Here is a 17,468-nt window from a genome sequence, read left to right as displayed (position 1 = left end):
CTCACTCCGAGGCGGGCAGGACGGCCGTCTCCGCGACGACGGCGGCGCGCACCGCGACGTGCAGGTTGAGCCGGGTGTCGGTACGGCCGAGGTCGTGCCCCGACAGCTCCCGGATGCGCCGGAGGCGGTAGCGCAGCGTCGAGCGGGGGATGTGCAGTGCGGCAGCGGTGGCGTCGTAGTCGCCGCCCTGGTCGAGGTAGACCCCCAGGGTGTGCACGAGATCGGACTGCCGTTCGGCGTCGTGGGCGAGCAGGCTGCCGATCCAGTCCTCGACGAACGCGCGGGCCTCGCGGCGCCACTCGGGCGTGGCGAGGAGCCGGTGGAGATCGAGGGCCTCGAACGTGATCAGGCCCTGAGGGTCGGACCGGCGCATGCGGACCGTGAGGGCCTGCATCGCCTCGCGGAACGAGCGGGGCAGGTCTTCGGGCCGCTCGACGAAGTCCATGGTCGTGTCCTTTCTCCGGGAGAGACAGGAGCTCGATGCGGGCGCCCGCGCCGTAGGGCGCACCGCGGGGCTTCGAGCTCCACCCGCTCGACGCCGTCGGTGGTCAGGATCGCGACCGAGCGCTCTCGGAGTCCGTCTGCCATCCTCCGTCACCCCTTCGTCTCCACCGGTCCTGGTGCAGGCCGGGACCGGCCGGATGCCAGAAGGGACGGAGCATGGGGCAGCCCTCGGCCGTCACCCCTCGACCGAGCAGCGCTGTCCTCGCGTCGGTGCTGCCCCACTCGTCCCGGCCGTGACGACGATTCCGGGTGCGGTGGGCGGCGGCGTCAGCGAGCACTGGCCCTGCGGACATGACAGTAGGGGGCCGGCGCGAGCGATCCCGAGACGGAAACCGCGCAGCGGCGGGCCGGAACCCGCACCAGCCGCCCGACGCCGCCACCCGCTGTTCCCGGTGGGTCGAGGTGGGCTCAGGGCGGAGTCGGCCGGGACAAGGCGGCCGAGGGGGTGGCGGAGAAGCGACGCCGGTAGGCGGCGGCGAACCGCCCAGCGTTGGTGAATCCCCACCGATGAGCGACGTCGATGACCCGCACGCCAGGGCCGGCGGCAGCCAGCTCGTCGTGGGCGCGATCGAGGCGGGTCTGCAGGAGGTACTGCTTCGGGCTCAGGCCGAACTCGCGACGAAACCCGGCCTGCAACGCCCGGACGGAGAGCGCCACCGCCTGGGCGATCCCCTCGACGCTCAGCGGCTCGTGGGCGTGCAGGCCGATGTACTCGGCGGCGTCGCGGATCGCGGAGCGCGCCGAATGCCACTGGGCGCCCGAGCGCAGCACCCGCGACCACGAGTTCGGCTGGCCGAGCAGCAGGGTGCCCAGCACCTGCTCCCGCAGCTGGGCGACGGCCAGCGGGTTGACCTCCCTGTCCTTGGCGGTGCCGACCAGTGTCCCCAGCAGCCGGGCCTGGGTCAGTGCCGCCGGGGTCACCGTGGCGGAGTCCATGACCGGGTCGAACGTCAGCCCGTCGACCTCACCCGGCGATCCAGTGATCATCCGGGCGGCCAGACGTCGCAGATCGCTGACCTCGACCCGTAGCACCAGCAGCGTCAGCTGCTCGTCCCAGTCCATGACCAGTTCCCCGTCCGGCGTGCCCAGGAATCCATGGGCTTCCGCCGCAGCCTGGAACGACACCCCCTTGTGGGCCACGGCCATCGACCCCGTCAACGGCAGACACAGGGCGAGGTAGTCTTCGAGCGGGTCAGCGCGCACCCGCAACGGCACCCCGTAATCCAGACGGAGCATCGACAGCCCCGGGCCCTGGAACCCGTCGACGTGAGCGGTGAAAGCCCCCCGGCGCGACGGAGCCACGGTGTGGTTCGACATGAGTTGGTTGACCTTCGCCACCAGCTCGTCCAGGTCGCTCGTGTGGACCAGTGGGGAACCGACCATGAGTTGGTCGCGTTCGATCATGACACCTGCTCGCCCCATGGCGTCGACCGCGGACGTCGTCCGGGATCGGCGGAGCGCTGTGATGGCAGCGCGCCCGCCCTCGCACTGCGGGGCGCTCTCGACGTCACGGCCATCAGCCAGGCTGTGACGGCGAACGTGCACAAGAGTGGAGCGACGGTTCCAGGTGTACCGCCGCCGGGCGGCGTTCCGCGCGGTGTCCGAGTGAGAGGGCGGCCGGCGTCGGGGTCGGCGGGGGTGGCGGGGTGCGGCAGAGCGGCGTCGAGATCGGGATAGATCTCGAACAGCGTCTCGTCGTCGAGGACTGCCCGGGTCACCTCATGTGCTGCGGGGTCGAGGACGACGCGAAGGTCGATGTTCGCGTCGCCTGCCTCGTAGGCCAGGTCGCGGAGCACGACCGAGGCGGCGGACTCGGCGTAGCGAACGGCGGTGAGGTCGATCAGGAGCGGGTCGTCGGAGTGGGCCAGGAGAGCCTTGGCCACCCGGCGCAGCTGCGCCACCGCCGTGGCGTGGAGAACGGGACCAGCCGTGATCACTCGGGTGCCGGTCCGCGAATCGATGATCGACGACCTCGGTTGGTCGACCTCGGGATCGAAGCCGTTCCCGGTGTGACGAGGGTCTGCCCGGTCATCACTGGTGTCCATCGTGGGGCCTCCGCATCGGTCATGTCGCGGTCGGTGTCCAGGCTGCTGACGTTGCTGACCGGCAGCGATGCGCGTCGGCGGCTCGGCGACCCGGCTGGCGCGCCGCTCTCGACGTCATCGTCGCGCCCTGCGCGTCCGTCATCGCGCCACTCCATCGCTCTCGACTGCCCCGCCATTGACGCGACACCATGCAGGCAGGTCAGCGGCATGACATCGACTCCGCGGGTCAGAGCTGCGCAGACGAGTTCGCGCGCTGAGGGTGAACACGTGGCCGACGCCGTGCTCACCCGCCGGGGGGGGGGCGTGCTCGACTCGGGTCCGGTGAGCGTGTGCCGCCCGCACGGCTCACAGGACACTCGCCCTCGACGGGCACCCCGCCTGGTGCGCTCTCGCCCAACTCGCGGGGCGGCGGTGTCGCCGCCGGTGGTGTGCTTCGGCCGGAACATCGACCACGACACCTGCCGGTGAGCCGGTGCATTCGCTCCGCGGACAGTCGGTTCGTGACCAACGCCCGGGTTCGTCGTTGGGTCGACATGACACCGCGGGTGCGTGCGGCAGCGACGACGCCGGCCGGGCTGGTGCTGGTCCTGCTGGCGGTGACCGCGACCGGCGCGTCCGCCGAGCCCTCCGCCGTCGGCCCCCGAGGGGTGACGACCTGGGGCGACGGTGGCTGTGACCAGCGGGCCGACGGTCAGGGTGCCACCGTGCTGAACTCGTTCCGGTTCACCGTCTGCGCGCACCGCGGCCGCGGCTTCGACACCCCGCAGGCGGTCGCCGCCGGGGCGGCCGCGCTGCCCGTGTCCGACGGGTCGATCACGGTCCACCCCTGACCGGCCGCGTCCGCAGCGGACACGGCAGCGCCCCGCACCCCAGGAGGTGACCATGGGACGCCACAGCCACCACCACGGCGCCCCCGAGCCGGCCGACGCCGACACCGCCGTGATCGACCTGCGGCTCGTCCACGCCCGACGACGCGCCCAGCAGGTCGCGCTCGCCGGCGACATCGCGACGGGCCCTCCGGTGCCGTCGCCGGCGCGACCGGGACCGCGGCATCGCCACCGGCCCCGTCCCCGTGCCACGCCGGGCCACCGCCGCACCCGTCCCACGGTCGGTCGGCACTGCCGCTGAGCGGGGCCGGATCCAGCGGCACCGTCGACGCTGCGGGCCCTCTCACCTGGTGTGGAAGCGTGTGACGTGAGCCGCCTCCTGAGGTTTGATCTGTGTGAGGCGTATCACACGCAACCGCAGACCGTGACAACGCGTCTCACCTAATCCGGGGTGTTTGGCCCCCTGTTTGAGGTGCACGAACACGGTTGGTGACGTCGTCGTCGCACCGGCCGTCCAGGTCGTCACGACCTCGAGACGCACTTGAAACCTCGCGTGGCCTCCGTACCGTTCGACGTCGGCCTGACACAACCAGGTCTCGGACACTCCGGGTCGCCGCGCCCGACGCCCGTCCAGCGGCCCCGGAGACTCCACACGAGAGGTGCGGACCGGACGGGCGCGAGCAGGACGGAACCCGGCACACCCACGGGTGTGCCCGGCGGAGAGACCGCGTGGAACCGGTCGAGGACCCGCTGGGGGCGAGAAGGCCCCTGGTCCGCACCTGACGGGGCGCGGTGCGAGTGAGAGGTCATGGCTCGAAGTACTGATGTGTCGTTGACGCGCGCCCTCACCCGGCGAGCGGCGCAGTTCACGCTGGTCGGCGCGCTCGCGGCGACCCCGCTGGCGCTGGCCGCCGGCACCGCGTCGGCGACCGACTGGGACGCGATCGCCCAGTGCGAGAGCAGCGGCAACTGGCACACGAACACCGGCAACGGGTTCGGCGGTGGGCTGCAGTTCACCGACTCGACGTGGCACGCCTTCGGAGGCAAGGGCAGCCCCGAGAACGCGAGCCGCGAGCAGCAGATCCAGGTGGCCGAGAAGGTCAAGGCCGGGCAGGGCATGGGCGCCTGGCCCGTCTGTTCGAAGAAGGCCGGGCAGACCTCGAACGCCGCGGACGACTCCGGCTCCTCGTCGTCCTCCGCGACGGCGGAGTCGGCGTCGTCCTCGTCGTCGTCCTCGGGGTCCGGGTCGTCCGGCTCGAGCGCGCACCAGGGCAGCGGGAGCGCGCGGCCGGCGGCCGCCGGCGGGACCTACACCGTGGTGTCGGGCGACACGCTGTCGTCCATCGCCGCGGCCCACGGTGGTGACGTCGCGTCGATCGCGCAGCGCAACGGCGTGGCCGACCCGGACGTGATCACCCCGGGGCAGCAGCTCGTCCTCGGCTGATCGCCCGCGACGGTCCTCCCTCGTGACGGGAGGACCGTCGCGGTCGGCCGGCAGGCGCGTGCCGGGCCTCGACCGCGCCCCGGGGGTCCCGGGTGGAACGGCGTCGGTCGCGAAGCCACGGCACCGGTTCGCGGAGTCTCGAGAGGTCATCCGCACCCCCGGGGTGCCCGGCCGGGCCGCCGCGACGCTCCCGATCACGTCACATCCCGCGAAGCCCGGTGCCCCGCGGCACCCCCGCGGGCATCGTCGCGGGACGGAACGGGCAGGGTACGGCGGTGACGACCGGCGCGCGGGGCCCGCGGCATGGTGCCCCGACGGGTCGGGGTCGGACCGCGGTCGCGCTCGCGGCAGGCGCCGGAGCGACCACCCTGGTCGTCGCGGTGCTCGGGCTCCCGGCGGGCCGGATCCTCGGCGTGGAGGACAACGGCGACGGGTTCCGGCTCTTCTGCGGGCTCGGGCTGGTCCCGCGCACCGTCGATCGGATCGCGGCCTGGAAGGGCGGGGTCGTCACCGACTTCGTCCTCGCCCCCGCCCCGACGTGCGCCGCGTCGGCCCCGTCGTCGGCGGGGCTGGTGCTCCGGGCCGCCGTGCTGGGCGGCCGGACGCTGTCGCTGGTCACGGTGGCCTGGTGGTACGCCGCGCTCGTCGGTCTGGTGGTGGCCGTCGCGGCCTGGGCGGCCTCGGCGTCGGACCTGCGTCGGGCGGCGGTCCTGGTCGTGCCCGTCGCCCCGCTCGCCCTGCCGGCCTTCAGCCGGTTCTTCCTCTCGACCTACGGCGAGCCGGCCGGACTGGTCGGGACCCTCGCGGTCGGGTGCGGGGTCGGCGCGCTGCTGGTCACCGGTGCCGAGCACCGCGCCGCCCGCACCGTCGCGCTGGTGCTCACCGGCCTCGGCGGTGCCGTCACCGCCACCGCGAAGCCGGCCTTCGTCCCGGTCCTCGTCGTCGCGGTCGCCGTGTGCGCGGTGGTGACCGTTGGACGACGCCGCCCCCGGCGGCTGGTCGGGCCGGCGGTCGCCGTCGTGACCCTGCTCGGCGCGGTCGTGCCGCTCGGGGCCGCCGTCGGGTTCCAGGACCTGGCCTACGAGGGCGCGAACGTCCACGACGTCGTGTTCACGCTGGCGCTGCCGGAGCTCGGGCCCGGCGCCACCGGCGAGCTCGGCCTGCCGCCGGAGGCGGCGGCGTACGCCGGCAACGGCTACTTCAACGGGCCGCCGCACCCCACCGCGCGCTGGTGGTCCGAGGCCGTCGTCGACCGACCCGACGCCACCCGCGCGGCCGCCCTCACGGCACTCGTCGACCACCCCGGCGCGCTGCTCCGCGCGGTCGGCGTCGGCCTGCAGGCCACGACCCGCGCCGACCTGCCCTATCTCGCGTCCGGCCCGGGCGACCCCGCGCGGCTCTCCCCGGCCGGCGGCGACCCCGGGTGGTCCGGTGCCCGGGGCCCCGATCTGCGCCGGACCCTCGCGGCCACGCCGCGTCCGCCGTGGCTCCCGACCGTGCTCGTGCTGGTCGCCGTCCTCGCCACGGCGAGCTGCCCGGTCTGGCGACGGCGGGCGCCCGCGGCGGCGCGCTGGTGCGTGGCCGCGGGCCTCACCGCGGTCGCCGCCGTGGGCCTCGTCGTCGTCGCGGTGCTGGGCGACGGCTGGTTCGAGGTGTTCAAGCACGTGTGGCTCGCGGCCTACCTTCTCCTCGTCGGCGGACTGTGCCTGCTCGTCGCGGTGGGCGCCGCCGTCGCCCGGTCCCGGGCATGACCTGCGAGGTCATCGACGCGATGACCTCGCCGCGGTGTGCTGGCCCCATGACCGGCGCCCGCGTGCCCCCCGTCCGCTACGACACGAGCCTGCGCGTGGTCATCTGGACCGACGCCCTGCTCTCCGCGGTGCTGGCCCTCGCCGCGGTGGCCGGCCCCGTCGTCGTCGTGCTGCCCGTGCCCCCGGGCGCGGCGACGACGATCGGGCTCGTCGTGCTCGCCGCCGCGCTCGTGCTCGCGGCCCTGGGCGCGGTGACGGCGGTCCTGTTCGTCGCGCGCATGCGGGCCGGGCACGGGCACGTCCCGCCGGGACTGCGGCTGCCGTTGCCGGCCGCGATGCGCCCGGACCTGAGCTCCGGCGTCAACCACCGGGGGACCGGACCCGGGTGTTCTGGAAGTGCGCGAACCGCCAGCCCGCGTCGGTCCGGACCACGACGAGGCTGACCGTCGAGGCGCGGTCGGCCGCGTCCTGGTCGGGCGCCGTCGTCCCCGGGCCCCGGGCGACGACGAGGGCGACGTCGGGTGCGAGGAACCGGATCCCGCAGTCGGTCTCGGCGAACGGCGTCATCACCGAGCCGGGCGTGCGCTCGAACAGCCACCGGTGGCCGTCGACGATCTCCGTCCGGCCGTGGGAGACGTGGCCGAAGAAGGTCACGTAGGTGGCGTCCTCGGTGAACAGCGCGCCGTAGGCGTCGGCGTCACCGGCGTCCCACGCCGCGGCGAGGGCGATGAGGAGGTCCCCGATCGGGGCGTCCGTCGTCATCGGACCATGCTCGGGCGCGCGGGTGCGGGACGACTCCGTGGTCGACCCCGAGACGACCCCGGCTCAGCGGTACTCGGGGTTGGGGTAGTCGAACCGGCAGCCCGCGTCCCACTCCGAGCGCTGGTTGCCGTGCGCCGGGACGCCACCCGCGTCCTTGAGGAGCCGGGCGAGGTGCAGCAGGTTCCACGCCATGAAGGTCGTGTTCCGGTTCGTGAAGTCGTTCTGCGGGCCGCCCGATCCGGGGTCGAGGTAGGACGGCCCGGGGCCCGCCTCGCCGATCCAGCCGGCGTCCGCCTGGGGCGGGATGGTGTACCCGAGGTGCTGGAGGCTGTAGAGGATGTTCATGGCGCAGTGCTTGACGCCGTCCTCGTTGCCGGTGACGAGGCAGCCGCCGACGCGCCCGTAGTAGGCGTACTGCCCCTCGTCGTTGAGCAGGTGCGAGCAGGAGTACAGCCGCTCGATGACGCGCTTGGTCACCGAGCTGTTGTCACCGAGCCAGATCGGGCCCGCGATGACGAGGATGTCCGCGGCGAGCACCCGCGGGTAGAGCGCCGGCCACTCGTCGGTCGCCGCGCCGCGCTTGGTCATGTCCGGCCAGACCCCGGTCGCGATGTCGTGGTCGACGGCCCGCAGGTGGTCGACCTGCACGCCCTGCTTCTCCATGAGGCCTGCGGCCCGGTCCACCAGGCCCTGGGTGTGGCTGAGCTCCGGCGAGCGTTTCAGGGTGGTGTTGACGAACAGCGCGGTGAGGTCGTCGTAGGTGGTCGGGATCGTCACGGGGCCTCCTCTGATCGGCCCTCATCACAGGGCCGTCGAGCGGGCCGGACCAGGGCTGAACGTCCCCCGACGGCGGAGCGGGTAGCCACCGACCATGACCGACGAGACCCGCACGGCCCCCCACGGCCTGCACCACGTCACCGCCATCGCGACCGACCCGCAGCGCAACGTGGACTTCTACACGACCGTGCTCGGGCTCCGCCTGGTCAAGACCACGGTCAACTTCGACGACCCGACGACCTACCACCTCTACTACGGCGACGAGGCCGGGCGACCGTCGACGATCCTGACCTTCTTCCCGTGGCGCGACGTGCCTCGCGGACGGCAGGGCACCGGCCTGACCACCGCGACCGCCTTCAGCATCCCGCCGGAGTCGCTCGGCTGGTGGCAGAGCCGCCTCTCCGGGCTCGACGTCGAGGTCGTCGACCCGCCCCGGGACCGCGCCGCAGGCGGCGACGACGAGGAGGTGCTGACCTTCCGCGACCCCGACGGGCTGGTGATCGACCTCGTCGCCTCGCCCGGCGACACCCGCTCGGGCTGGGACGGCGTCGCCGACGTGCCCACCGAGCACGCGGTGCGGGGCCTGCACTCGGTCACGCTGACCGAGCGGGACCTCGATCCGACCGCGTCGATGCTCACCGGTCTGCTCGGGATGGACGCCGAGGGCGGCGCGGACCGCTCCCGCTTCGCCATGGCGCGCGAGTCCGGGGCGGTCCTCGACGTCGCGGCGGCCACCGACGCGCCCGAGGGTCTGCAGGCCGGCGGCACGGTCCACCACGTCGCCTTCCGCGCCCCCGACGGGGCGACCCAGGAGCGGTGGCGGGACCAGCTGGTCGAGGCCGGGCTGGAGGTCACCCCGATCCTCGACCGGCAGTACTTCACCTCGATCTACTTCCGCGAGCCCGGCGGGGTGCTCTTCGAGATCGCCACCGACCAGCCGGGGTTCGACGTCGACGAGCCGCTGCTCGAGCTCGGCCGCCACCTGAAGCTGCCGCCCTGGCTGGAGCCGACCCGCGAGCAGATCGAGCGGTCGCTGCCGCCGCTGCGGCTCGGCGGCGAGCCCGTCGACGGCACCACGTGAGCCCGGGGCCGCCGGGACGCCGCGGGGCGGCCCCGCGGCGTCCCGCACGCGTCAGGCCGCCCGGAACTCCGCCGGTCGCTCGGGGGAGGCCTCGGCCAGCGCCGTGCGGGCGTGCTCGGCGTCGTAGTCCTTGCCGTAGACCGGGGTGCCGGGCTGCTGGCGCCACGACTCCTCGAGGTCACCGGTGTCGACCGGGTCGAACCCGAGCTCGTCGACCAGCGCGAACACGGTCTCCTTGGCCGGGCCGTCCGCACCCGCGACGGGGAGCGCGATCCGCCCGTCCGTCCCGCTCGGCGCGCCCTTCTCCAGCAGGTGCTTCCACCAGATGCCGTTGAAGACCTTGTAGACCCGGGTGCCGAGGTACTCCGACACCCAGACGCTCTCCGGGGTCCCGTCCTCCAGCGCCTCGATCCGGCCGTCGCGCTGCTGCGGGTAGTAGTTGTTCGTCTCGACGACGGGCGCGCCCGGCCGGGCCGAGGAGACGATGCCCGGCGCCAGGTCCGGGGTGTTCTTCTGCGGGATGCTCACGATGACGACGTCCGCGTCCTGGGCCGCGTCCTTGGCCCACACCGCCGTCGCGCCGGTCTCCGCCGCGAGATCCGCCAACGTCTCCGGGTCCCGCGAGTTGGCCACGCGCACCTCGTGCCCGAGGGCGGTGAGCCGCCGCGTCAGGGTCCCGCCGATCATGCCCGCACCGATGATGCCGATCCTCATGGCAGCAGCAACCGGGCCCCGTCGGGCCGCATTCCCCTCGCGTCACCTCGTCGGCGACCTCCTCGGCGTCGTCGGTCCCGAGCGACTCGGGTGGGCGAGCAGCGCTGGACGCGCTGCGCAGGTGGTCGACTCCGAGCTCCCGCAGCTCTCCGAGCCCCGCTGACGCCTGTGTCGCCGCGGTGACACAGCGGGCGTGCGCCACGGGGCGGTCCCGGCCGCCGGTCGCCGCGATCGTGGGCGGGTCACGTCGGACGCTGCCGAGGAGCCCATCATGACCGTCCCCGTCCTGCCCGCCCCCGGACGTCCCCGGCCGTCGTCCGCGGTGCGGGTGCACGCCGCCGTCGCGCTCGGCGTCATCGCCGCGTTCGGATCGGTCGGCAGCGTCATCGCGTTCTTCCTCGTGGCGTTCGCCGGCGACGGCTGCGGGTTCGCCGACTCGCCACCGATCTGCACCTCGCCGCTCGCCGCGTGGACCCTGATGCTCGAACCGGCCCTGGCCACCGGGCTCGCCCTCGTCGCCGCACTGGTCGGTGTCGTCGTCGGGGGAGCGGGTCGCGCGCACCTCTGGCCCATCGCCGCGTGGGCGCTGTGGCTGCTCGGCGGCGCTGCCTGGCTCGTCGTGCTGGCCGCGGTCGGGCTCGGCTGATCTACCGTCTCCGGATGGAGATCGTCCTGACCGGCGCCACCGGCTTCGTCGGGTCCGCGGTGCTCGCGCGACTCGAGGCCGACCCCGCCGTCACGCACGTGAGCGCCCTGGGGCGACGGCACGCCGCGACGGGCTCCCCAGAGACCGAGTCGATCGTCCTCGACGACCTCACCGCCTACCCCGACGAGCTCCTCGCGCGCCTCGCCGGCCACGCCGGCTGCATCTGGACCCTCGGCGGGAAGGACTCCGACGTCGCCGACCCCGCCCTCTACACGCGGATCACCCACGACTTCACCCTCGCCTTCGCCGCGGCGACGGCGGCCCGGGTCGGGGACTACACCTTCTGCTACCTCTCTGGCGCCGGTGCCGACCCGACGGAGACCGCGCGGCTGCCGTGGCAGCGGACCACGACCGCACCATCGCGCGGATCGCCGCGCGCACGAGGTGAGGCAGAGAACGCCCACGACGGCACGGGCGATGCCCTTCCTGACCTTCCGGGTGGGTCGAGGACCGGTGCGGGGTGCCCTGGCAGCTCGCGGCGCCGGTCTGAGCGGTCGCGCCCGGCACTCAGCGCCGGCCGACGAGCACCGCGCGCTTGGTCTGCCCGGCGCGGCGGCGCTCGTACAGCCGGTGGCAGGCCACCGCTGCGAGGACGACGAGCGCGATGACGACGAGCGCGCCCGCGCAGCTGCCGATCCAGGACTCGGCGCGCTGGAAGGAGTTGCCGGCGAAGTAGCCGACGAGCACCACGGCGGTCGCCCAGGTGCCGGCCCCGGCGACGTTCCACACCAGGAAGCGGCCGACCGGCATGCGGCTCATCCCGGCGACCAGCGGCACCACGGCCCGCAGGATGCCGACCCAGCGGCCGCAGAACACCGCGAGCGGCCCCCGGTCGACCACCAGCTGCTCGCTGCGCTGCCAGCGGCCCTCGCCGAGCCAGCGCCCGGCACGGCTGGCCCGCAGCCGGGATCCCCCGGCGCGGCCCATGGCGTAGCCGGCGGCGTCGCCGACGATCGAGCCCCCGACGGCGACCGCGAGCATCACCCCGAGGTCGACCCGTCCCGTCCCGGCCAGGGCGCCGCCCAGGGCCATCGCGGTCTCCCCGGGCACGATCAGCCCGATGAACGCGGCGGACTCCCCGAAGGCCAGCAGGCCGATGAGGACGTAGAACGGCCAGCCGGACAGGCCCGCGAGCAGCGCGTCGACCGGGGGTCACCCTCTCCGTCGGAGCCGGCGCGGCGCGGGGCCGCGGCCCGCGCCGACGGCGGGCGCGGGTGAGGCTACCGAGGCCGCCCGGGCGACCCGCGGCGTGGTGGTCAGGCCTCGACGTGGCCGAGCTGTTCGTCGAGCCAGTCGAGCATGCGCTGCTCGGTGAGCTCGCGGGCCAGCGGCTGGCAGTGGGAGCTCGCGCCCTCGGCCTGGGTGAAGCGCTGCCGGGTCGCGGTGGGTACGAGGCCGGCGAGCTCGGCGGGCTGGCCGCCGAAGAACTGGTCGCCGTCGGCGTCGATCACGTACAGCGGGGTGGTGATCCGGCCGGCGACGTCGGTGAGGTCGTAGCGGCGCACCTCGTCGAGCACGGCCGAGTAGCCGGACACCCCGTACGGCCGCGACCGGAACCGCCACTCCGTGCGGACAGCCTTCGAGCCCGGCAGGTGCATCCCCAGCGCGAGCTCCTTGTCGAACGCCTCCTTCTCGCCCTTGTCGTACAGGTCGATCAGGTGGTGGGGGAGGTGAGCGGTCCAGGAGCGGGAGACGTCGACGACGCCGCCGTCGGCGATCGCGGCGGCGAACCGGTGCTCGAAGGCGAGCGCGCGGGGCACCCAGTAGCCGGCCTGGCTCACCCCGTAGACCGCGAGCCTGCCGGCGTCGACGTCGGGGAAGGCCAGCACGGCGTCCACGACCGGGGTGAGCACCGCCTCCCAGTCGGGCCGGAACGGGACGCCGCGCTCGAAGAGCAGCGACTGCTGCCCGGGGCCCTCGAAGACGACGACGTCGTAGCCGCGCTCGAGCGCTCCCTCGGCGCCCTCGCTCCAGATCCCGGTGACGGCCTCGTCGCTGCCGAGGTTCATCACCAGCGTCGGGCGCACCGCGCCGCCGGTGTCGGGCCGGAAGATCCAGCCGGGCAGCGTCGAGCCCTCGTAGGGGATGTCGAAGGCCTCCACCGGCCAGCGGGTCGTCGCGAGGAAGCCCTCCCAGGCGGCGCGATGGGCCCGGAAGGTCGGCAGCAGCTGGTCGTCGCCGTCCAGCCCGTTCACCGCGTTCACGGCGACCGCGTAGTAGTTCGCGGCGCGCAGGTAGGCGCGGGACGCGCTGGACCGGTGGCCGCGGCGGGCGCAGTCGTCCGCGACGGCGGCGATCCGCCGGCCCAGCGCCACCCACGCGGCGAACCAGCCCTCGTCGTCCTTCGGACGGATCGGGGCGATCGCGGCGAGCACCTCGCCGATGTCGGCGCCGCCCCGGGTGGCCTTGCCGAGCAGGGTGCGGACGACGAAGTCCCAGCTGCCCTCGTAGAAGCCCGCGGTGTAGACCTCGTGGGAGGTCGTGCCCCGGTGGTCGAGCTGGTCGACGGTCAATGCGGTGGTCATGGAAGCCACGGTGGCCGCACCCGGCCCCGGGGACATCCGCCATTCGACGCGGTCGGTCGCGCCGATGGCCTCTTCTTCCGGGGCGCCTCCGCCGAACGGTCGACCGACGTGGCGACCGCCCGGCGGGGACGCTGCCCCGTCCGGCCGGGTCAGTGTCGCTCGAGCGGCTCGAGGCGCAGCGGCAGGCCGTCGGCGGGCACCGGTAGCGAGGTGTTGTCCCAGCGGGGCTCGTAGCCGGGCCGGACGGTGATCCGGTGGTGGCGCAGGAGCTCGTGGAGGATCGCGGTCACCTCGAGCGACCCGAACAGCATGCCCAGGCACTTGTGCACGCCCCCGCCGAACGGGATCCACGCGTCGCGGTGGGCACGGTCCTCGGCGCGCGGTGCGGCGAAGCGGTCGGGGTCGAACGTGTCGGGGTCGGTCCAGATCGCCGGGTCGAAGTGGTTGACGGCGCCGGCCACCATCACGAGCTGGCCGGCGGGCAGGTGGTGCCCGAGCAGCGCGGTGTCCCGCACCGTCCGGCGCATCACCACCGGCACGGGTGCCGCGAGGCGCAGCGACTCCTTCATCACCAGCTCGAGCGCGCGCAGGGACTGCAGCGCCTCGGCGTCGGGCGGTGCGTCGCCGAGCGCCAGCGACTCGGCGCGGGCCCGCTCCTGCCACTCGGGGTTGGCGGCCAGGTAGTAGGCGGCCGCGGCGCTGGTGATGGTCGAGGTGTCGTGGGCGGCCATCATCAGGAAGATCATGTGGTTGACGACGTCGGCGTCGGAGAACGCCTCGCCCTCCGGCGTGCGCGCCCGGCAGAGCGCGGAGAAGAGGTCGTCGCCGTCACCGGCGCGCTTGGCGGGCAGCGCGGCGGTGAAGTACCGCTCGAGCAGCGCCCGGCCCCGCAGCCCGGCGCGGTAGCGGGTGCCCGGCAGGTCGCGGCGCACGATCGAGCTCGCCGCCTGCACGCAGGCCATGAAGGCCCGGTTGACCTGCTCGGCCTCCGGCCCGGAGCGGCCGTCCATGAACACGTGGGTGGCGACGTCGAGGGTGAGCGCCTTGAGCATCGGGTAGAGGCGCAGCTCCCGGCCGCGGGGCCACGTCGGGATCTGCTCGCGGAGCACCGGGACCGTCCGGTCGACGTAGCCGCGGACCCGCGGGGCGGTGAAGGCCTCCTGCATGACGCGGCGGTGGACGCGGTGGTCCTCGCCGTCGAGCAGCATGAGACCGCGGTGGAAGAAGTCGTCGACCAGGAAGCGCCACCCGTCCTGCGAGTAGGCCTTGTCCGGGTTCGTCAGCACCGCGTGGGTGGCGTCGGGGCCGGCGGCGATGACGACGTGCTCGCCGACGAAGCCGCACCACGACACCGGTCCGAGCGCCGCGTGCCGGGCGCGGGTGAAGGCGCTCCCGTAGCGGATGTAGGACAGCGTGTGCCCCAGGACGGGCGGCCCCGCGTTGCCCGGGACCGCGGCGAGGCCGGACCCGGCGGGCGGTGCGACCAGGGGCTCGACCCGCGGCGGCCGGACCCGCGCGAAGAGCCGCCGGTCGACCTCCCGCGCCATCGGCGTGAGCACGACGGACGACAGGCGCTCACCCGTCGCGGTGCGGACCACGGACACGGCCACCTCCACGGACATCTCGGTGTCGGGGACGTTAGACACAAATCGTCGCTGCGTCCACGACCTGGACGCGGATCGTCGATGCGTCCAGCTAAGCTCACGATGTGCCCGCCTCTGCGCCCCGGTCGTTCGCCGAACGCACCCGGGGCCTCGTCCGCGACGAGGCGCTCGACCTCGCCGCGGACCTGCTCGTCGCCCGGGGCTGGCGCGGGCTGCGCCTCCAGGACGTCGCCGACGGCGTCGGGGTGAGCCGCCAGACGCTCTACAACGAGTTCGCCAGCAAGCAGGGCCTGGCCGCGGCGCTCGTCCTGCGGCGCACCGACGAGTTCCTCACCGGGCTCGAGGCGGCGCTCGACGGCGAGGACGACGTGTACCGGGCGTGGACCTCGGCGGTGCGCACCACGGTGGACACCGTCGCGCGGGACCCGATCCTGCGCGCGCTGCTGACCGGCCAGGGCGCCGAGGAGCTGCCCCTGCTGACCAGCGGGGCGGAGCCGCTGGTGGCCGCGGCCCGCGACCGGGGCGCCTCGTTCCTGCTCCGGCGCCGCCCGGGGCTCGACCCCGCGGCCGCGGCGTCGGCGGCCGAGGTCGCCGCGCGCCTGACGATCAGCCACCTCGTGCTGCCGCTGCACCCGCCCGACGTCGTCGCCGACCAGGTCGCCACGACCGTCGTGCGGTTCCTGGGCGGGTCCGCTCCGTGAGGGTCAGTCCGGCGCGTCGCGCAGGGCCAGCACGACCCGCATGACCCGTTCGACGGCCGCCTCGAACAGCGCGCCGCGCAGCTCACCCCGGTCGGCCAGGTTCTGCGCGGCGAACTCGAGCATCCGCTCCGGGCCGACCCGCCGGACCAGCAGCGCCGCGACCTCCTCGAGGTCGAGCCCGGGGTGGTCGAGCCGGGTCAGGGCGAACTCGACGATCAGCTCCTCGTCCCGCACGGCGACCCCCTTCGCCGTCCACAGTAGTGCGGCGGTCCCTGCCGGGAAGGGCCCGGGACGAGGGGATCACTCCGGCGTTCGGGCGGTGACGAGCCAGGCGGCCGAGGGGTAGCGGACGCCGGCGCCCGGCTCGTGGTGGGCGGCGAGGTCGTCCCGGAGCCGCGCGTGGGCGCGCTCGCGGGTGGCGGGGTCGAGCTCCGCGAGCAGCCAGGCCTGGTGCCCGATCTGGTAGGCGAACGCCTCCTCGGGATCGTCACCGAACACCATGGGCTCCTCGACGCCCTCGAGGTGGACGTCGACGAAGCCGGCGGCGTCGAGGAGGGCGTGCACGCGGGCGGGGTCGGCGAGCGAGAGCGGGCTCGGCCGGCCGTCGGCGGGTGGGTACGGGGTGTCGCGGTCGGGGGTCATCGCGTTCAGCACCCGGTGGATGAAGTGGTTGCCCTCGAGGCCCTGCCACACCAGCACGGCGAGGCGGCCGCCGGGACGCAGCGCCCGCGCGAGGTTGGCGAAGGCTGCCGGTGGGTCGTCGAAGAACATCACCCCGTGCCGGCTGAGCACGACGTCGACCCCACCGGGCGGGAACGGGTGGACCTGCGCGTCGGCGCGCGTGAACGTGACGGTGTCCAGGCGCTCGGCGGCCGCGCGGGCCCGGGCGAGCTCGAGCATCCGGGCCGACAGGTCGAGGCCGAGGGCGTGACCGTCCGGCCCGGCGCGGCGGGCGGCCGCCCGTGTCGTGGCTCCGGTCCCGCACCCGACGTCGAGCACGCGCTCCCCGGCGACGACGGCCGCGGCCGCCTCCAGGTGCGGGTCGTAGCCGGCGACCGCGCGGTCGAACCGGTCGGCGTGCTCGGTCCAGAACGCGCCGGCCGCGCCGTCCCACACCTGCCACTGCCCTGCGTTCGGGCCCTCGGTCATGCCCGGAGCTTGGCAGCCGGGCGGCGCCGGAGGGCCCGACCGCGAACCAGGCGGGGACGGCAGACTCGTGCGGTGGCCCCCGAGCTGACCGACGGCGTGATCGTGCTGTCGGCGCTGGCCCTCGAGGACGCCCCGGCGCTGGTGGCGGGGGAGGACGACGAGCTGGCCCGCCGGCTCGTCGGTGGCCACTCGACGGTCGCGACGTCGGAGCGATACATCGAGGCCTGCGCGGCGGACTGGCGCCGGCGCGGGCCGACGCTGTCGTGGGCGATCCGGGACGCCGCCGGGGGTGCGCTCGCGGGGACCGTCGAGGTGGGGCTGCGCGTCCCCGAGCTGGAGCCCGGGGCGGCGAACGTGTCCTACGGCGTCTTCCCGTCGTGGCGGGGGCGGGGGTTCGCGGCCCGCGCGGTCGAGCTGGTGTGCGGGTTCCTCGCGGCGGAGACGGGGGTGTCGTACGCCGTGCTGCGCATCGAGCGGGACAACCCGGCGTCGTTACGGGTGGCCGAGCGCAGCGGCTTCCGGGCGAGCCAGCACCTGGCGCCGGCCCGTGCGTCGATGCGGTGGTTCTCGCGGGAGCTGCGCGGGGGCTGACTTGGTTTCCGCGTGGCCGAGGGAGTCGCTGCGCGTCGAGCGGATCTTCTCCCGGCGTGTAGTGACTCCGTGATCGTGCTGCGGGCGGCTGGGGTGCGCCGGGGTGGCCGGGTGAGTCGGGGCCGGGCCGGGGGCCGGCGGGTCTCGCGGCCGAGGGAGCCGCCGTGCGTCGAGCGGATCTCCTTGAGGCGTGCAGTGACTCCTTGATCGTGCTGCGGGGGTGGGGGTTGTCCCTACCCGAGGTGTAGGGGACGCGCCGCGGGGTCGGGGGGTCTGCTCGATCGAAC

General features: G+C 74.5%; 20 protein-coding genes and 1 pseudogene. 10 read left to right on the top strand and 11 right to left on the bottom strand.

Annotated features, from left to right (window positions below; translation table 11 throughout):
* Window position 1 precedes the first annotated feature (1 nt).
* The 3 genes from HH311_RS08185 to HH311_RS08175 form a co-directional block, all read right to left on the bottom strand.
* Entirely contained in the window at window positions 2–445 is a 444-nt protein-coding gene (locus HH311_RS08185; protein ID WP_169183156.1) for a CdaR family transcriptional regulator, read from the bottom strand.
* Window positions 446–912: 467 nt separating this feature from the next.
* The gene (locus HH311_RS08180; RefSeq protein WP_169183155.1) at window positions 913–1,908 is read right to left on the bottom strand and encodes an AraC family transcriptional regulator; all 996 of its coding nucleotides are present in this window, start codon (window positions 1,906–1,908) and stop codon (window positions 913–915) included.
* Entirely contained in the window at window positions 1,905–2,549 is a 645-nt protein-coding gene (locus HH311_RS08175; protein WP_169183154.1) for a hypothetical protein, read from the bottom strand. The genes HH311_RS08180 and HH311_RS08175 overlap by 4 nt, the downstream gene beginning before the upstream one ends.
* A 545-nt stretch (window positions 2,550–3,094) precedes the next feature.
* On the opposite strand from HH311_RS08175, the gene HH311_RS08170 reads away from it, so the two are divergent.
* The 5 genes from HH311_RS08170 (at window position 3,095) to HH311_RS08150 (ending at window position 7,014) form a co-directional block, all read left to right on the top strand.
* Window positions 3,095–3,379, top strand: coding sequence for a hypothetical protein (locus HH311_RS08170; protein WP_169183153.1), 285 nt, complete (start codon window positions 3,095–3,097; stop codon window positions 3,377–3,379).
* Between the two features lie 52 nt (window positions 3,380–3,431).
* Complete coding sequence (locus HH311_RS08165) at window positions 3,432–3,677, top strand: hypothetical protein (protein ID WP_169183152.1); 246 nt, start codon at window positions 3,432–3,434, stop codon at window positions 3,675–3,677.
* Window positions 3,678–4,208: 531 nt separating this feature from the next.
* Entirely contained in the window at window positions 4,209–4,820 is a 612-nt protein-coding gene (locus tag HH311_RS32565; RefSeq protein WP_282439546.1) for a transglycosylase family protein, read from the top strand.
* A 275-nt stretch (window positions 4,821–5,095) separates the two neighbouring features.
* Window positions 5,096–6,571, top strand: a complete 1,476-nt coding sequence (locus HH311_RS08155) for a hypothetical protein (RefSeq protein WP_169183150.1) — start codon at window positions 5,096–5,098, stop codon at window positions 6,569–6,571.
* A 47-nt stretch (window positions 6,572–6,618) separates the two neighbouring features.
* Complete coding sequence (locus HH311_RS08150; RefSeq protein WP_169183149.1) at window positions 6,619–7,014, top strand: hypothetical protein; 396 nt, start codon at window positions 6,619–6,621, stop codon at window positions 7,012–7,014.
* On the opposite strand, the gene HH311_RS08145 is transcribed toward HH311_RS08150, so the two are convergent.
* On the bottom strand, window positions 6,932–7,333 hold the full coding sequence (locus tag HH311_RS08145; protein WP_169183148.1) for an SgcJ/EcaC family oxidoreductase: 402 nt from the start codon (window positions 7,331–7,333) through the stop codon (window positions 6,932–6,934). The two genes, HH311_RS08150 and HH311_RS08145, sit on opposite strands and share 83 nt — an antisense overlap.
* A 63-nt stretch (window positions 7,334–7,396) precedes the next feature.
* On the bottom strand, window positions 7,397–8,110 hold the full coding sequence (locus tag HH311_RS08140; RefSeq protein ID WP_396027429.1) for a flavodoxin family protein: 714 nt from the start codon (window positions 8,108–8,110) through the stop codon (window positions 7,397–7,399).
* Between the two features lie 94 nt (window positions 8,111–8,204).
* Here HH311_RS08140 and HH311_RS08135 point away from each other — a divergent pair, with 94 nt between their 5' ends.
* Window positions 8,205–9,191, top strand: coding sequence for a ring-cleaving dioxygenase (locus tag HH311_RS08135; RefSeq protein ID WP_169183147.1), 987 nt, complete (start codon window positions 8,205–8,207; stop codon window positions 9,189–9,191).
* A gap of 51 nt (window positions 9,192–9,242) precedes the next feature.
* Here the strand turns inward: HH311_RS08135 and HH311_RS08130 are convergent.
* A pseudogene (locus HH311_RS08130) lies at window positions 9,243–9,908 on the bottom strand (NADPH-dependent F420 reductase); the annotation flags it as partial.
* Between the two features lie 268 nt (window positions 9,909–10,176).
* On the opposite strand from HH311_RS08130, the gene HH311_RS08125 reads away from it, so the two are divergent.
* Both HH311_RS08125 and HH311_RS33685 read left to right on the top strand, forming a co-directional pair.
* Window positions 10,177–10,551, top strand: coding sequence for a hypothetical protein (locus HH311_RS08125; RefSeq protein WP_169183145.1), 375 nt, complete (start codon window positions 10,177–10,179; stop codon window positions 10,549–10,551).
* A 14-nt stretch (window positions 10,552–10,565) separates the two neighbouring features.
* The gene (locus HH311_RS33685; protein WP_396027428.1) at window positions 10,566–11,219 is read left to right on the top strand and encodes an NAD-dependent epimerase/dehydratase family protein; all 654 of its coding nucleotides are present in this window, start codon (window positions 10,566–10,568) and stop codon (window positions 11,217–11,219) included.
* Here HH311_RS33685 and HH311_RS08120 read toward each other — a convergent pair.
* The 3 genes from HH311_RS08120 to HH311_RS08110 form a co-directional block, all read right to left on the bottom strand.
* Complete coding sequence (locus HH311_RS08120) at window positions 11,119–11,661, bottom strand: DedA family protein (RefSeq protein WP_169183144.1); 543 nt, start codon at window positions 11,659–11,661, stop codon at window positions 11,119–11,121. The two genes, HH311_RS33685 and HH311_RS08120, sit on opposite strands and share 101 nt — an antisense overlap.
* A 206-nt stretch (window positions 11,662–11,867) precedes the next feature.
* The gene (locus tag HH311_RS08115) at window positions 11,868–13,136 is read right to left on the bottom strand and encodes a S9 family peptidase (protein WP_169183143.1); all 1,269 of its coding nucleotides are present in this window, start codon (window positions 13,134–13,136) and stop codon (window positions 11,868–11,870) included.
* A gap of 149 nt (window positions 13,137–13,285) precedes the next feature.
* On the bottom strand, window positions 13,286–14,758 hold the full coding sequence (locus HH311_RS08110) for a cytochrome P450 (RefSeq protein WP_169183142.1): 1,473 nt from the start codon (window positions 14,756–14,758) through the stop codon (window positions 13,286–13,288).
* 86 nt (window positions 14,759–14,844) lie between these two features.
* Between HH311_RS08110 and HH311_RS08105 the strand changes: the two genes are divergently transcribed.
* Window positions 14,845–15,441 (top strand): TetR family transcriptional regulator, encoded by a 597-nt coding sequence (locus HH311_RS08105; RefSeq protein ID WP_169183141.1) that lies wholly within the window; start codon window positions 14,845–14,847, stop codon window positions 15,439–15,441.
* Between the two features lie 3 nt (window positions 15,442–15,444).
* Here the strand turns inward: HH311_RS08105 and HH311_RS08100 are convergent, their stop codons facing one another.
* Window positions 15,445–15,675: a hypothetical protein gene (locus HH311_RS08100; protein ID WP_169183140.1), complete on the bottom strand. Its 231-nt coding sequence runs from the start codon at window positions 15,673–15,675 to the stop codon at window positions 15,445–15,447.
* A 66-nt stretch (window positions 15,676–15,741) separates the two neighbouring features.
* The gene (locus tag HH311_RS08095) at window positions 15,742–16,590 is read right to left on the bottom strand and encodes a methyltransferase domain-containing protein (protein ID WP_169183139.1); all 849 of its coding nucleotides are present in this window, start codon (window positions 16,588–16,590) and stop codon (window positions 15,742–15,744) included.
* Between the two features lie 72 nt (window positions 16,591–16,662).
* Here HH311_RS08095 and HH311_RS08090 point away from each other — a divergent pair, with 72 nt between their 5' ends.
* Complete coding sequence (locus HH311_RS08090; RefSeq protein WP_169183138.1) at window positions 16,663–17,181, top strand: GNAT family N-acetyltransferase; 519 nt, start codon at window positions 16,663–16,665, stop codon at window positions 17,179–17,181.
* The last annotated feature ends 287 nt before the right edge of the window (window positions 17,182–17,468 follow it).

This window comes from Actinomycetospora sp. TBRC 11914 (genome assembly GCF_012933465.1).
In the GTDB taxonomy this organism is placed as follows: Bacteria; Actinomycetota; Actinomycetes; order Mycobacteriales; family Pseudonocardiaceae; genus Actinomycetospora.
Note: the sequence above shows the minus strand (reverse complement) of the source record. Positions and strands in the feature narration are given on the sequence as shown.